Below are 14263 nucleotides of genomic sequence, written 5' to 3' on the forward strand. Positions count from 1 at the left end.
CATTTGGACGAATCCTCAATCCGTTGATTCTCGTTCGACTTGCATGTGTTAAGCACGCCGCCAGCGTTCATCCTGAGCCAGGATCAAACTCTCAATAAAATGGTATCTAAACGGCTTTCGCCGCTTAAATCAATTTTATTGAAGCTAATCTCTTAACTTCAAAGATATGAATTGATGAGACCCTTCATTTCACTGTGTTACCAGTTTCCATGAAGGACTCGTGTCCTTCTGGTGCTTTTCGTGTTTCTCATTGTTTAATTTACAAGGTACAAACCGCTCAAACAAGCGGAGCCTTATTATATCAGGCTCGCTCTTGGTTGTCAAGCACTTTTTCAAACTTTTTTCAAGTTTTTCTTTCGCGCTGTCATTCAACCGGCTCGCTCGAACTTTTATATCATATCACGCCATTTCGCTCTTGTCAACACCTTTTTTGAACTTTTTCTCAACTTTCGGTTGGATTTCCGATCCGGTGTTGCCCCTGCGTCAGGCGCTCAGTTAATATACCAAATCCATCCCCAGTTGTCAACACTTTTCTTCGCCTTTTTTCGAGTTTTTTCGAACTTTTTCCTCTACCCCCAGATATGGTGGTTTTACTCATAGGTTACCACTATTCTCCCGTTCCCCTGGGGACGGGCCACTGTCAGGAGCGCCAATGCCAAATTCCCTATGGGCCATACCATAGAGGGCCATCCATCCGTCCATCCCGTCAGGGCAATGGCCACCCCTATTACGACACACCATAGAGGTCCTTTCCCGCTCCCCCATACCCGGGTGAGCAGTCCCGCCCATACCAGGTCACAGATCAGCCACAGGGCAGACAGCAGCCCTTCGGTGCGGGCGCTCTCCCCCATCACCCCTGTGGTGACAAAGAAGGGCTGGGACAGTCCTGCCGCCCCATTCCCCAAGATGCCCCGGGTGAGGGCGGCCAGCCCCACAGCCAGCACCCCCAGCAACAGCAGCCAGCGCCCCACGGCGCCCACTCCCTCTCTGCGTTGGGGAGATACTTTATATATATAGGGTAATACCCATGCCGCCACGGCCACGGTACCCGCCGCCGTCACCGCGGAGGTCCATCCCCCTTCCCCCTGTGGCCACAGGTAAGACACGTTCACCTGGGGGATGGCGAGCAGCCCCACGGCCACCAATACCGCCACCAGCACCATCCAGTAGATCTCTCCGCCCCGGAAGAAGGCCGCCGGCTTCCCCCAGCTCATCCACGCCACCGGCAGAGCCAGCAACAGGATCATCCAGCCCAGCACCCCCTGGCTGCCGCCGGTGATCTCCAACCGACTGGCCGCCTGGCGCAGCACATGGCCCTGGGTGAGGGCTGACCAGCTGGTGTATACGGCGGTAAGCACCACCCCATACACTCCCTGGTACACCGGGCCCTTTCCCACCCGTACCATCACCCAGGTGAGCAGCGGCACCGACACTGCCACCCCCACCAGGCTCCACTTCCAGTCCATCTGTCCCGCCTGGGCCGCCCCCATGGACAGTCCAGCCAGGGTCACCGCCGCCAGCACTTGGCGCAGAGACAGCGCATGCCTTGTGTTCAACCTCATTCCTCCCATGTCCAGCGGCCCGCCTGTACCAGCTGTCCGCCGTGTTGCTCCACCTGGGGCAGCTCCACCCTTCCATGGGTGGTGAGGGCCGCCAGCACCTCCACCACCGTGGGGGCCTCCACCCCCTGGTGGGTGAGCAGGGTCAAATCCGTCTCCGGGTCGTCGCACCGGTCCAGCATCCCGGACACCTTGCCCCGGGCTATCCAAACTGTGGCGGAAGCCCCCAGCTCTTCATCCTCCAGCACCTGCCGCAGCACGTCCTCCAGGGCCACATCCTCCCCCACCACCAGGTAGGACACCGAGGTCAGGGACAGTTCCTTCTCCCCCGACCAGGGCACCGCCTCCAGGGCCGCAGGAAAATCATCCCCCTGCACCGTCCCCCGGATGGGCTGCTGATCCTGGTCATCCATGCCGCACACCGCCGTCAACTCCACCGGTTCCCTGCCCTGCACCCCCAGCACCCGCACCAGGGCCAGCTGATCCGGCTCCCGGGCAGTGGGGGCGCAGCCGCACAACAGCGCTGACAGGGCCAGCGCCAACACCCACATCCGTTTCAACCTTGATTCCTCCTGTTTTGGGGATTGAGATACCGGGGCCGGGTCTTGACCCAGGGCAAAGGCTGGCGGAACACCACATGGCCCCGCTCCCCGCTGCCTCCACAGGAGGCAAAGGGGGTGAGGTAGGCCACCCCGAAGCTCTCCAGGGTCGCCAGGTGGTACACCAGGGCCATCCCCGCCAACACCAGCCCGATAAGCCCCGCTACACCAGCTGCCAAAGTAATGCCAAACCGCCACAGCCGCAGCGCCCCGGAAAAGTCCTGGCTGGGGGCGGTGTACCCGGCAATGCCTGCAATGGCCACCATCACCAGCACCGCCGGAGACACCAACTTGGCCTCCACCGCCGCCGAGCCCACCACCAGGCCGCCCAAAATGGACACCGTCTGTCCAATGGCGGTGGGCAGGCGCAGCCCCGCCTCCTGCACCACTTCAAAGGCTATGAGCATCACCAGCACTTCCGCCAGTGTGGAAAAGGGGACGTCCGCCTTGGCGGCGATGATGGAGAGCATCAACTTCACCGGGATCAGCTCCGGGTGGTACAGCACCGCCGCCACATATAGCCCCGGCAAAAACAAGGTCACCAGCATACACAGGTAGCGCAGCACCGACAGGGCCGAGGCCACCATCCAGCTGGTGCTCCGGTCCTGCCCCGTGCGGTAAAAGCTGTCCAGGGTTGCGGGGAACAGCCAACCCATGGGGATGCCGTCCACCAGCACTCCCACCCGGCCCTCCGCCAGCCCCGCGCAGAACCGGTCGGGCCGCTCGGTGTAAAAGCTCATGGGGAAGGGAGTGCGGGCCTCCTGCCCCACCATATACTGCTCCAAATTTCCCGTCATGAGCATGGCGTCGATGTCGATGGCCCGCACCCGCTCCTCCACCTGTTGGGCCAGCTGAGGATCGGCGATACCTTTTATATATAGAATGTCCACGGGGGTCACCGACTGCCGGCCCACAAAGGTCTCCCCCACCCGCAGCTCGGGGGCCCGGAGGCGGCGGCGCACCAAAGAGGTGTTGGTGCGCACGCTCTCCACAAAGCAGTCCCGGGCTCCCTTCACGTCCGGCTCGTTGTCGGGAGGGGAAATGGAACGCTTCTCCTCGGTGGCGGTCATGAGGGTGAGCACCTTGTCTTTTCCCGGGAAAAACAGGGCCACCCACCCGTTGACCAGGTCAAACACCACCTGGTCGGCAGTGGTGCGCTCGGACACCGCCAGAGAGTACAGGCACCCCTTGGCCATGCGGTCATAGGCCTCGTCCAAGGTGTTCACCTCCGCCAGGTCCTTGCACTGGGTGAGGGGGCGCAGCACATAGTCGCTGGCCCGCTCGTTGCGCACCTGGCCCACAATGTAGAGCATCTCAATGGCCCGGTCCGGATTGTCCCCCAGATAGAGAGTCCGACGCCCGAAATCCGCGCACCCCTCAAAGACCTGGGCGATGCCGTCGGCGGTGAGAGGCACGTTGACCCGGGGCTCCTTACGCGGATGCGGCGGTGGAATGTGTCGATCTGCCATGGTGTGTTACACCCCTTTCACAAATTCCAGTATGCCGCCCCTCCCATTCTTTTATACCCTTACCATACCAATTTACTAGGAAACTCTGGACGCACCCCCAGGGGGTGTGGTAGAATATCCACAGAACTTCTATGAGATGTGGAACTTATTCGAAAAAGGTGATACCATGCTTTACTCAATCATCGCCCTAGTGCTGCTGGTGGCAGACCAAGTGGTGAAATACCTGGTGCGCACGGGCATTGACCTGGGCCAGTCCATTCCCTTCATCCCCCACCTGTTGGATCTGACCTATGTGCAAAACACCGGCGCCGCTTTCTCCATTCTGCGGGAACACACTTGGCTGCTCACCCTGATCTCTGCCGTGGTGGTGGTGGTCATCGCCGTGCTGGTGCAGCGGAAGTTTTTCCAGGGCTGGCTGGGCCTCACCGCCGCCATGCTGGTGATGTGCGGAGGGGTGGGCAACCTCATCGACCGGGTGGTGTTGGGTTACGTCACCGACATGTTCCAGACCACCTTTATGAACTTCGCCGTGTTCAACCTGGCCGACTGCTATATCACGATAGGTGTGGTACTGCTCTTTCTCTACGTGCTCTTTTTCTACCCCGACTCCAATCAGAAGGAGGTGGAGCCCCATGGAGACTGCGACCTTCCCGATAACGGTACTTGAGGCAGGGAGAGCCGACGCGGTGCTCTCCGCCCAGCTGGACGGGCTCACCCGCTCGGCGGCCCAGAAATGGATGGAGGAAGGCCGGGTCACCTTAAACGGGAAACCGGTGAAAAAGAACGCCGCCCTGAAGCCCGGGGATACCCTGCTGGTCTCCCCGCCCCAGCCCCAGGACATCGACCTTGTCCCCCAGGACATCCCCCTGGACATCGTCTACGAGGACGACGACGTGGTGGTGGTCAACAAGCCCGTGGGGATGGTGGTACACCCCGCCCCGGGCCATCCCGACGGAACACTTGTTAACGCTCTGTTATATCACTGTAAAAATACACTCTCCGGAATCAACGGAGAGAAGCGTCCGGGCATTGTCCACCGCATTGACCGGGACACCTCGGGGCTTCTCATTGTGGCCAAGAACGACAAGGCCCATCTGGCCCTGGCCGAGCAACTGCAAGACCACTCCCTGTTCCGCCTCTACCACGCCGTGGTATTGGGCGGCTTTAAGGAGGAGGCGGGAACGGTAAACGCCCCTCTGGCCCGGCACCCGGTGGATCGAAAACGCATGGCGGTGTGCCGAACTGGCGAGGGCCGGGAGGCCATCACCCACTGGCAGGTGGTGGACAGCCGGAACGGCTACTCCCACATCACCTGTCGGCTGGAGACCGGGCGCACCCACCAGATCCGGGTACACATGACTTCCATTGGGCATCCTCTGGTGGGGGACGTGGTGTACGGCTCCAAAAAGCCCTTCCCGGGGCTGGCGGGCCAGTGTCTCCACGCCGCCTGTCTCACCTTCACCCACCCCACCACCGGGGAGCGCATGACAGTGGAGGCTCCCCTGCCGGACTGGTTTACCAAGACCCTTCAGCGGCTACAATTAACCTAACACCTTTGCCCATTCACTCTAGAAAGGACTGATATTCATGAATCATCGGAAAGTTGCGGTCATCGGATGCGGATTTGTAGGGGCATCCATCGCCTTCAGCCTCATCCAGAAGGGGCTGTTCTCCGAAATGGTACTCATCGACGCCAACCACGAGAAGGCGGAAGGCGAGGCCATGGACCTCAGCCACGGCCTGCCCTACCTCTCCCCCATGGAGATTTACGCCGGCACCTACGAGGACGTGTCCGACTGCGCCCTGGTCATCATCACCGCCGGCGCCAACCAGAAGCCCGGTGAGACCCGCCTGGACCTCATCGACAAGAACGTGGGCATTCTCAAGTCCATCATTCCCCAGATCACCGCCCGTCCCTTTGAGGGCATGCTGATGATCGTGTCCAACCCCGTGGACGTGCTCACCTACGCCGCCATGAAGATTTCCGGCTATCCCGCCCACCGGGTGTTTGGTTCCGGCACCGTGCTGGACACCGCCCGCCTGAAGTTCCTGCTGGGCCAGCACCTGGATGTGGACAGCCGCAACGTCCACGCCTTCATCATCGGCGAGCACGGGGACAGCGAGCTGGCCGTGTGGAGCGGCGCCAACGTCTCCGGCATCCCGCTGGAGCGGTTCTGCCAGTTCCGGGGCCACAACGACCACGCCGGAGCCACCCAGCGCATCTATGAGGGGGTGCGAGACAGCGCCTATGAGATCATCCAGCGCAAAGGCGCCACCTACTACGGCATCGCCATGGCGGTGGCCCGCATTGCCGAGTGCATCGTGCGGGACCAGCGGTCTGTGCTCCCCGTGTCCGTGTGCCTGGGCGGCCAGTACGGCCTCAACGGCCTGTGCCTGTCCATCCCCTCCATTGTGGGCCGCCGGGGTGTGGAGCAGATTCTGGAGATTCCCCTGAACGAGGAGGAGTCCAAGGCCCTCCACGCCTCTGCCAAGCAGCTGCAAGAGGTCATCGAGCATCTCAATCTGTAAGTTTATCCAAAAAGAAACAGGGAATGTGGGTTTGCGCCCACATTCCCTGTTTCTTTTTCCTTGACATTCCTCCCCCTCTGTGATACTCTAACTGTACTAGAACATCTAGTACAGTTCATACAGTTCAGAAAGGCAGGTGAGGTTGGTGTTACACCTCAACTACCGGGACGGGCGTCCCATCTACGAGCAGGTGAAAGAGGGATTGCGCCACATGGTGATCTCCGGGGCCATTCGCCCGGGGGATAAGCTGCCCTCGGTGCGGTCCATGGCCAGCCAACTGGCCATCAACCCCAACACCATCCAAAAGGCCTATGAGGCCCTGGAGCAAGAGGGGTATGTGTACTCCATCCCCGGCAAGGGCAGCTTTGCCGCCGACCGCAGCGACGTGGAAGACAAACGGCGGGAGGAATTGATGGCGCAGCTGTCCAAAGTGGTGGAGGAGCTGCGATACCTGGGAGTCAGCGAAGAAGACATTACCGCCGCGTGCGGGCGGAAGGAGGAACAGCCATGATTGAGGCGAAAGGAGTCACCAAAACCTTTGACGGGTTTGCCGCCCTGAATGAATTGACCATGACGGTGCCCCGTGGCTCCATTTACGGTCTGGTGGGCCCCAACGGGGCGGGTAAATCCACCATTCTCCGCCACCTGTGCGGGGTGTACCGCCCCGACCGGGGGGAGATCACCGTGGAGGGTCAGCCGGTGTATGAAAATCCCGCCATCAAAGAGCGCATGGTGGTCATCCCCGACGAGGTGTACTACTACGGCTCGGCCTCGGTGCGGGAGATGATGAAGTTCTACCGGGGCATGTACCCCCACTTTGATGCGCAGCGGTTTGAAAAGCTGGCCCCCGCCTTCCCCGAGGTGGACCCCAAGCGGCCCATCCGCCGCATGTCCAAGGGCATGCAGAAGCAGGCGGCTTTCTGGCTGGCCATGAGCTGCTGCCCCGACTACCTGCTTCTGGACGAGCCGGTGGATGGGCTGGACCCGGTGATGCGCCGTCAGGTATGGTCCCTTTTGATGGGGGACGTGGCGGAGCGAGGCACCACAGTGCTGGTGTCCTCCCACAACCTGCGGGAGCTGGAGGATGTGTGCGACCACGTGGGTATTTTGAGCCACGGGCGGGTGGTTATTGAGCGGTCCCTGTCCCAGCTCCAGGGTACCACCGTGAAGCTGCAGGTGGCCTTCCCCGATGGGGTGCAGCCGGGACTGCCCCAGGATTTGCAGGTGCTCCACCAGTCCCAGCTGGGCCGGGTGTACACCTATATTGTGCGGGGCAGCCTGGGCGAGGTGCGCCAGCGAGTGGAGGAGACCCGCCCCCTGTTTGTGGAGGCGCTGCCTTTGAGTTTGGAAGAAATCTTTATTTATGAGATGGGAGGGGACGACTATGCGGTGCGGGACATCGTTTTATAATGGAACCTTGGGCAAGCAGCTGACCCTGCGGTTTTGGCCCCTCATTGCCCTTAACGCTGTCATCTGGGCCATCGTCCTGCCCATTTCTGGGTTGAACTATCTGCGCAGCAGCTGTATTGGGGCTTGGGCCACCGACATCGAGTATCTGTTCCGGGTCATGGCCACCCCCATGGCCATTGTATTCGGCGTGCTGGCGGCCATGGCGGTGTGCAGCCACCTGTACACCACCCGCTCGTGCAACTTCACCGCTGCCCTGCCCCCCAAGCGCACGGCTCTCTTTGCCACCCACTATCTCACCGGGCTTTTGTGGCTGGTGGTACCGGTGGCAGTGATGACCCTGCTGGCTGCCCTCCTGGGGCTGGGCTACAGCCTGAGCGGGTTTGCCTCCGGACTAATCGTAGTGTGTATGCAAACCCTATTTTTCTACTCCTTTGCGGTGTTGTGCGGCATGCTCACCGGTCATCTGCTGGCCCTGCCCGTGTTTTACGGCATTTTCAACGGCCTAGTGGGCGGGCTTTGGTACCTGCTCACCCTGCTGTTCCACGAGTTTTACTTCGGCTACCCCGGTTCTCTGGTGGCAGTGCCTGATTGGGTGGAATGGTTCACCCCTATCTGGCAACTATTCAGCTATGGCAGCCCGGATAACGGATATGGAATGTCTATGGTATATGCCGGGGTGGGGGTGGTGTTCGCCCTGGCGTCCTGGCTGCTGTACGTCAAGCGGCCCATGGAGCGCTCCGGCGACGTGGTGATCTGGGCGGGTCTGCGCCCGGTGTTCCGCTACGGCGTGGCCATCTGCACCGGGCTGGCCCTGGGCTCTCTCACCCGGCTGGTGCTGGGCCTGGGCGAGGTGGGTTTGGCGTTATCCGTCATGCTGTGGGGCGTGGCGGGCTGCTTTGTGGGCCAGATGTTTTTGTCCAAATCGGTGCGGGTGCTGCGGTACTGGAAGGGAGCCGGCGTCATTGCCTGCGCCTTCGCCGCCCTGTTTTTGGCAATGAAATTTGACCTCACCGGCTATGAGACCCGGGTACCGGAGGCCGACGAGGTGGTGTCGGTGAGCATTTCGGGGCTGGACAGCTACCCCGTTGACACCGCCACCAACTTCCACGACATCCAGACCCGGGACCCCCAGGCCATTTCCCTCATCACCCAGCTGCATCAGGCCCTGGTAGACCAGCGGAACACCTTCAACGGGTATTATGACAACTCCACCCGTTGGGACGTGACCTACACCCTGTCCAATGGTACCCGGCTCACCCGCTCCTACACCGTGTATGTCAATGAAGGGGATCTGGACCGGGCTGGCACCGTCACCAATCTGGCCCACCAGCTGGTCAATGACAGCAAGCTCATGCTCCAGTCCTACGAGTTCCAGGAGTTGGAGGCAAACGGGTACCAACCCACCGGCGGCTCCTTCTATCTCACTTCTGAAACTGGAAATACCTCCACCGGCCACGATCTGTCCACCAGTGAGGCCCAGCGCGTCTATCAGGCCATTGTGCAGGATATCCGGGAGGGCAATATGCCCCGCACCCTGTTCTATGGGGATGGAGAGGTGCATATTGACCTGTACTGGAGTATCAGTCCCAGCGCCTTGAAGCAAATGGAATATATTTACAACACAGACCACATTCCTGGCAACTACGTTTCCGTGGCCATTACGGACCAGGCCGCACACACCCTGGAAGTTCTGGAAGAACTGGGCTACTAATTTTCCCTACCCACCCGCCCCATCTCTGGGCGCGGGTGGGTTTTCTTTGACCTGGCGGGGGTTGTCTGCTATGATGGTAGCATCAAAACCACCACAGGAGGGCCACGCCATGACACCCAAGGAAGAATTTCTGGAGATTTTTCAAACCCACATTCACCGGGAGGGTTCCGCCGAGCTGCTGGACTACCTTTTAAATAAAAGTGACTTCTTCACCGCCCCCGCCTCCGCCCGGTTCCACGGCTCCTACGTGGGGGGCCTGTGTGAGCACTCGGTGAACGTGTTCCGCTGCCTGGAGGATTACCTGGCCCGGCCCCGCACCCGGGAGGTGTACCAGCTGGACTATCCCATGGAGTCGGTGGCCATTGTGGCCCTGCTCCACGACCTGTGTAAGATCGGATGCTACAAAGCGGGCACCCGCAACGTCAAAAACGACGCCACCGGCCAGTGGGAGAAGGTGCCCACCTTCTTCTTTGAGGACAAGCTGCCCTACGGTCACGGGGAGAAGTCGGTGTACATCATCTCCGGGTTTATGCGCCTTACCCGGGAGGAGGCCATGGCCATCCGCTGGCACATGGGCTTTTCCGGCACCGAGGACAACCGTCTGGTGGGGCAGGCCTTCCAGCAGTTCCCTCTGGCCTTTGCTCTGGCCACGGCGGATATGGAGGCATCCTACTTTTTGGAGGGGAACTGAGGTTCCCCTTCTTTCCTTTCCGGGGAACTGTCCGTCCGCAATTTCCAGCGAAAAAATTTGACAACTTGGTTTTACGCTCCGCTGGGCCCGATTTCTCCACGATGAGAAATCGGGGAAAGAATCGTCTAGGGCGTTCCCCCCCTAGATACCTCCCTAATGTCTCCTTGCATGGCGCTGGAGCATCCCCTATCGACGCTGAGGTATGTGGAATTGTCTGTTCTCCTTGCGCCGCTGCCGCTAACATGTTCCGTGTAGAGCCGTGGTGGTTCTTTGGTCATAGCGTCTGGATTGGGAGCAGGCTGGCAGCCACCACCCATGGCAGGCCCTGTGCTTCTGGGGCAAATGCCCTCTACACTGGTACGGTGAGCGGCAGCGGATGTAGTGGCGTAAGAGTATCAGCTTACCCCGGGGCCGGTTTGGGTTGCTCCAAATCCGTAGGGCTTCTGACCCCAGCAGGGTACCTAGGGGTGCAACCCCTAGGCGGCTTTTTCGTCTATTTTTGGCCGCTCAAAAATAGATCCTAGCGGAGCGTCTCCACCAGTCTGGTAAGCCGGAACTGAAAAAACAAGATATGGGTATATACATATGCAGCCGGGCTTCTCTTTATTTATAGATACCATCCAAAATCTCAATGACCTGGGCCACCGCGTGGTCGTTGGTGTGGCCCACCAGCCGCGCACCCCAGTCCTTCACCGGCTGGGCGCAGTTGGCCGGGGCAAAGGGGATGGCGGACACCTCCAGCATGGGGATGTCATTTTGATTGTCCCCGATGCAGTACACATGCTGGGGGGCAATCCCCAGCATCTTGGCCACGTGGGAAACCATGGTGCCCTTGTTGGCGCCCTTGGCAGTGACCTCCAGCAGGTAGGGGTTGGAGAAAATCACCTCGTAATCCTCCCCCCAGTGGGAGAGGAGATACTCCTGCGCCTCTTGCAGCATGGGGTGGTCCTGCTCCACCAGCACCTTCATCCATGGGGTTGGCATCTGGTGGATGGGGCACTCCTGATAGGGCACCCCCACCCGGTTCAAATGGGTGATGGTGACAATGTTGGGGTTGTGGACGTAGATGTCCTCCTCGTGGTAGGCCTCAAAGGACAGTTCGGGAAACTGCTCACACAGCTGCACCATATGGTCTCGGGTCTCAGGGGTGAGCTGACTGCGCAGCACATACTCCCCCGCGGCAAAATCGTAAATCCCCGCGCCGTTGGACACCACTACCGGGGCATTGAACTCCAAATGCTCCCGTTCCACTTGAGGAGCAAAGGTGCGTTTTGCCCGCCCGGTGGCCACAGAAAACCGGCCGCCCTCCTTCATAAAGTACCGGATGGCCTCATGATTTTCTTGGGATACCGTGAGATGTTGGTTATATAAGGTGTCGTCGTAATCGGAATACAGCAACACGCCGTCAAATTTTCCCATGGCCACAGCCTCCTTTTGTCTGGGTATCGCCACAATTTTACTGTTCCCCACCACATCTGTCAACCCTGGGGAATTCTTCTGTGTTTTGCTCAAAACCCCTCAAACTTCCAGAAATTTGGTAGAATTTTTACCATAAATTTTCTCGTGCCACCACGTATAAAATAAAATGTTTACATATTACGACAGAAAAAACCCTTGACGAAGAGAGAAAAAGCGTGTAGGATATGCCTTGTAACTGATTTGTAACTATTGAAATTTATTTGTTACCAATTCGAAAGTCGGGAGGGACGTTCCGTGAGGAACTCGCAACAGGACAACGAACTGAATACGCATTCCCTGCGCCGTGTCGTCAGTGACACGGCTCTGTGGGCCAAGAATCGCCTGAAGGCCGCCGCTGCTGCCTGCAAGGCCAAGGCCAAGACCAGCGCAGGAGTTTGCCAGGAGAAGGCCAAGGCCGCTGCCACCGTCTGTCACGACATGGCTCTGGTGGGCAAGGACAAGGCCAAAGCCGCTGCCACTGTGTGCCATGATATGGCTCTGGTGGGCGCGGTCAACGGCGGCAAGCTGGCCCGTGCCCAGTGGGACAAGACCTCCGCTTGGGGCCGGGAGTATTGGGAGAAGGCCGGCGTGCTGGCCAATAAGGTGCGGGTCCGTGTGGACCGTCACCCCGTCTCCCCCCTGCTGTACATCACCCTGCTGTGTGTGGGCATCGGCGCCATCTCTTTCAACGGCATGTACACCAAGGCCTACGTGGCCTACGTGGGCGGCCAGGAAGTGGGCGTGGTGGCCAGTGAGGAAGAGCTGAGTAACATTGTGGGCAACGTGGAGACCCGCGTGGCCAGCGTGTTGGGCGAGGAGTACAGCTACGACGCCGAGATCACCCTGGCTCCCACCTACCTGGATGCCGGTACCCAGACCAACGCCCGCGCCGTTGAGGATGCCCTGTTCGAGGACACCGGCGCCATGATGGATGCCTACGCCATCTCCGTGGACGGCCAGGAGCTGGGCTACGCTCAGACCAGTGAAGAGCTGGAGCAGATGCTGGATCAGGTGGCTGAGCCCTACCTCAACGACCAGACTGTGGAGCACAAGTTCACTCAGGATGTGGAGATCTTCCCCGTGGAGCTGCCCTCCAACACCGAGTTCACCCCCGATACCCTCCAGGCCACCCTCTCCGGCAACAAGGAAGAGGCCGAATACGTCACTGTGGAGCGGGGCGATACCTTTAACAGCATTGCCGAGGCCGCTGGCCTCACCGGCGACCAGCTTCAGGAGTTCAACCCTGAGGTGAAGAGCAGCCGCCTCACCGTGGGCGATCAGCTGCTGGTCAAGCAGGCTGAGCCTCTGCTGACCGTGGAGACTGTGGTCACTGAGACCTACGAGGAGACCATCCAGAGCCCCGTGGAGTACGTGGACAACGCCAACCTCTATGAGGGCACCACCCAGCTCAAGGAAGCCGGTCAGGACGGCGTGGAGCAGGTGGAGGCCCGGGTCACCCTGGTCAACGGTGTGGAGACCCAGCGCGAAGAGGTGTCCCGCACCACCGTGCAGGAGGCCACCACCACCTACATGTACCAGGGCACCAAGGAAAAGCCCGCCACTGCCTCCAATGGTTACTTTATTTGGCCCTTGTCTGGCACCATTACTTCCGAGTTCGGTTACCGTAACATCTTCGGCGGTACCTCCTTCCACTCCGGTCTGGACATTGCCGCTCCCTACGGCACCACCATTTCCGCTGCCGACGGCGGCACCGTCACCTTCGCTGGCTGGCGTGGCAGCTACGGCTACACCGTCATCATCACCCATGACGACGGCACCGTCACCTACTACGCCCACTGCTCTTCCCTGCTGGTCAACGCTGGGGAGAAGGTGTTCCAGGGTCAGGCCATTGCCCGCGTGGGCATGACCGGCACCGCCACCGGCTACCACTGCCACTTTGAGGTGCGCGTGGGCGGCCAGAGCGTGAACCCCCGCAATTATCTCTAAAATCTCAACCGTGCTGTGAGGGGTTCTCACAGCACGGTTTTTCTTTTGCTTTTGATGGCATAGGCTTGTCAGCCCAGAAGGACACGCTCCGCTAAGGGTCCATTTTGAGTGGCCAAAATGGACGAAAAGCCACTTAGGGGCCTTGCCCCTAAGAACCCCACTGGGGTCAGTAGCCCTATGGCACTGGAGGAACCCAAACCGGCCCAGGGGTAAGCCGATACTCTGTGCCACTACCTCCGCTCACCGCTCCACGTTCCAGTGTGGAAAGCACTTGCCCCAGAAGGGCAGGGCCTGCCACAGGTGGTAGCTACCAGCCTGCTCCCAAACCAGACGCTGTTACCAAGCACCGCGGTTCTACACACAACGTATCAGCGGCAGCGGCGCAAGGAGGCCAGTCAATCCTTCTTACCTCAGCGTCGGTGTGGGATGCTCCAGCGCCATGCAAGGAGACCTCTGGGGGGTACCTAGGGGGGAACGCCCTAGGCGATTCTTTCCCCGATTTCTCATCGGGGAGAAATCGGGCCTAAGCGGAGCGCGTCCCCAGCGCAGCGTCCCCCTTGACAAAATCGAACAAATGTATTATCATATATCTAGAACATTGGTTCGACAAATTGTAACAAAGTGTCGTTTATGGGACTGTATTTGTGAGATACTACTCTCAAATACAAAAGGAGGATTGTCTATGGAGACCACATTTTACACCGTTGCCGCACGGCGACTGACGGTCAGCAGCACGGCCCCGGCCTATGAAGAGCCTATGGTGCGGGAGCTGGTGTGTCTGCGCCGACAAACCCCCGCCCCTGCCCCAAACCAGAGCCGTGTCATTGACTTTACCGCCTGGAAGCAGGATCACCCCCAGCTGGTGCCCCAGACCCAAGCGCAGCCCCACC

Annotated in this window: 12 protein-coding genes, 1 rRNA gene and 1 pseudogene; 9 read left to right on the plus strand and 5 right to left on the minus strand. The window is 59.9% G+C overall.

Annotated features, from left to right (window positions below):
• From B5G37_RS13350 to B5G37_RS13360, 4 genes are all read right to left on the minus strand, one after another.
• A 16S ribosomal RNA gene (locus B5G37_RS13350) occupies positions 1-99 on the minus strand; the annotation flags it as partial.
• A 491-nt stretch (positions 100-590) separates the two neighbouring features.
• Positions 591-1556 carry a hypothetical protein gene (locus B5G37_RS15060; RefSeq protein ID WP_143482960.1) on the minus strand — a complete coding sequence of 322 codons (966 nt, stop codon included), beginning with the start codon at positions 1554-1556 and terminating at the stop codon, positions 591-593.
• 2 nt (positions 1557-1558) lie between these two features.
• Positions 1559-2119, minus strand: coding sequence for a hypothetical protein (locus B5G37_RS15270; protein WP_158099431.1), 561 nt, complete (start codon positions 2117-2119; stop codon positions 1559-1561).
• Positions 2116-3627, minus strand: coding sequence for a spore germination protein (locus B5G37_RS13360; RefSeq protein ID WP_087258609.1), 1512 nt, complete (start codon positions 3625-3627; stop codon positions 2116-2118). Before B5G37_RS13360 ends, B5G37_RS15270 begins: the two co-directional genes overlap by 4 nt.
• 166 nt (positions 3628-3793) lie before the next feature.
• On the opposite strand from B5G37_RS13360, the gene lspA reads away from it, so the two are divergent.
• The 7 genes from lspA (at position 3794) to B5G37_RS13395 (ending at position 9968) form a co-directional block, all read left to right on the plus strand.
• Positions 3794-4294 carry a signal peptidase II gene (lspA, locus tag B5G37_RS13365; protein WP_087258634.1) on the plus strand — a complete coding sequence of 167 codons (501 nt, stop codon included), beginning with the start codon at positions 3794-3796 and terminating at the stop codon, positions 4292-4294.
• On the plus strand, positions 4260-5177 hold the full coding sequence (locus B5G37_RS13370) for an RluA family pseudouridine synthase (RefSeq protein WP_087258612.1): 918 nt from the start codon (positions 4260-4262) through the stop codon (positions 5175-5177). Before lspA ends, B5G37_RS13370 begins: the two co-directional genes overlap by 35 nt.
• 37 nt (positions 5178-5214) lie before the next feature.
• Positions 5215-6156 (plus strand): L-lactate dehydrogenase, encoded by a 942-nt coding sequence (locus B5G37_RS13375; RefSeq protein WP_087258614.1) that lies wholly within the window; start codon positions 5215-5217, stop codon positions 6154-6156.
• A 145-nt stretch (positions 6157-6301) separates the two neighbouring features.
• Entirely contained in the window at positions 6302-6667 is a 366-nt protein-coding gene (locus B5G37_RS13380) for a GntR family transcriptional regulator (RefSeq protein WP_087258617.1), read from the plus strand.
• The gene (locus B5G37_RS13385; RefSeq protein WP_087258619.1) at positions 6664-7566 is read left to right on the plus strand and encodes an ABC transporter ATP-binding protein; all 903 of its coding nucleotides are present in this window, start codon (positions 6664-6666) and stop codon (positions 7564-7566) included. The genes B5G37_RS13380 and B5G37_RS13385 overlap by 4 nt, the downstream gene beginning before the upstream one ends.
• Entirely contained in the window at positions 7541-9277 is a 1737-nt protein-coding gene (locus B5G37_RS13390; protein WP_087258621.1) for a hypothetical protein, read from the plus strand. Before B5G37_RS13385 ends, B5G37_RS13390 begins: the two co-directional genes overlap by 26 nt.
• 109 nt (positions 9278-9386) lie before the next feature.
• Positions 9387-9968, plus strand: a complete 582-nt coding sequence (locus B5G37_RS13395) for a hydrolase (protein WP_087258624.1) — start codon at positions 9387-9389, stop codon at positions 9966-9968.
• Between the two features lie 603 nt (positions 9969-10571).
• On the opposite strand, the gene B5G37_RS13400 is transcribed toward B5G37_RS13395, so the two are convergent.
• Positions 10572-11387: a Cof-type HAD-IIB family hydrolase gene (locus B5G37_RS13400; RefSeq protein WP_087258627.1), complete on the minus strand. Its 816-nt coding sequence runs from the start codon at positions 11385-11387 to the stop codon at positions 10572-10574.
• Between the two features lie 294 nt (positions 11388-11681).
• Here B5G37_RS13400 and B5G37_RS13405 point away from each other — a divergent pair, with 294 nt between their 5' ends.
• Together B5G37_RS13405 and B5G37_RS13410 are read left to right on the plus strand one after the other, a co-directional pair.
• Positions 11682-13373 carry a M23 family metallopeptidase gene (locus tag B5G37_RS13405; RefSeq protein WP_087258631.1) on the plus strand — a complete coding sequence of 564 codons (1692 nt, stop codon included), beginning with the start codon at positions 11682-11684 and terminating at the stop codon, positions 13371-13373.
• 682 nt (positions 13374-14055) lie between these two features.
• Positions 14056-14263: pseudogene (locus B5G37_RS13410) on the plus strand (hypothetical protein); the annotation flags it as partial.

This window comes from Pseudoflavonifractor sp. An85 (assembly GCF_002161235.1).
In the GTDB taxonomy this organism is placed as follows: Bacteria; Bacillota; Clostridia; order Oscillospirales; family Oscillospiraceae; genus Enterenecus.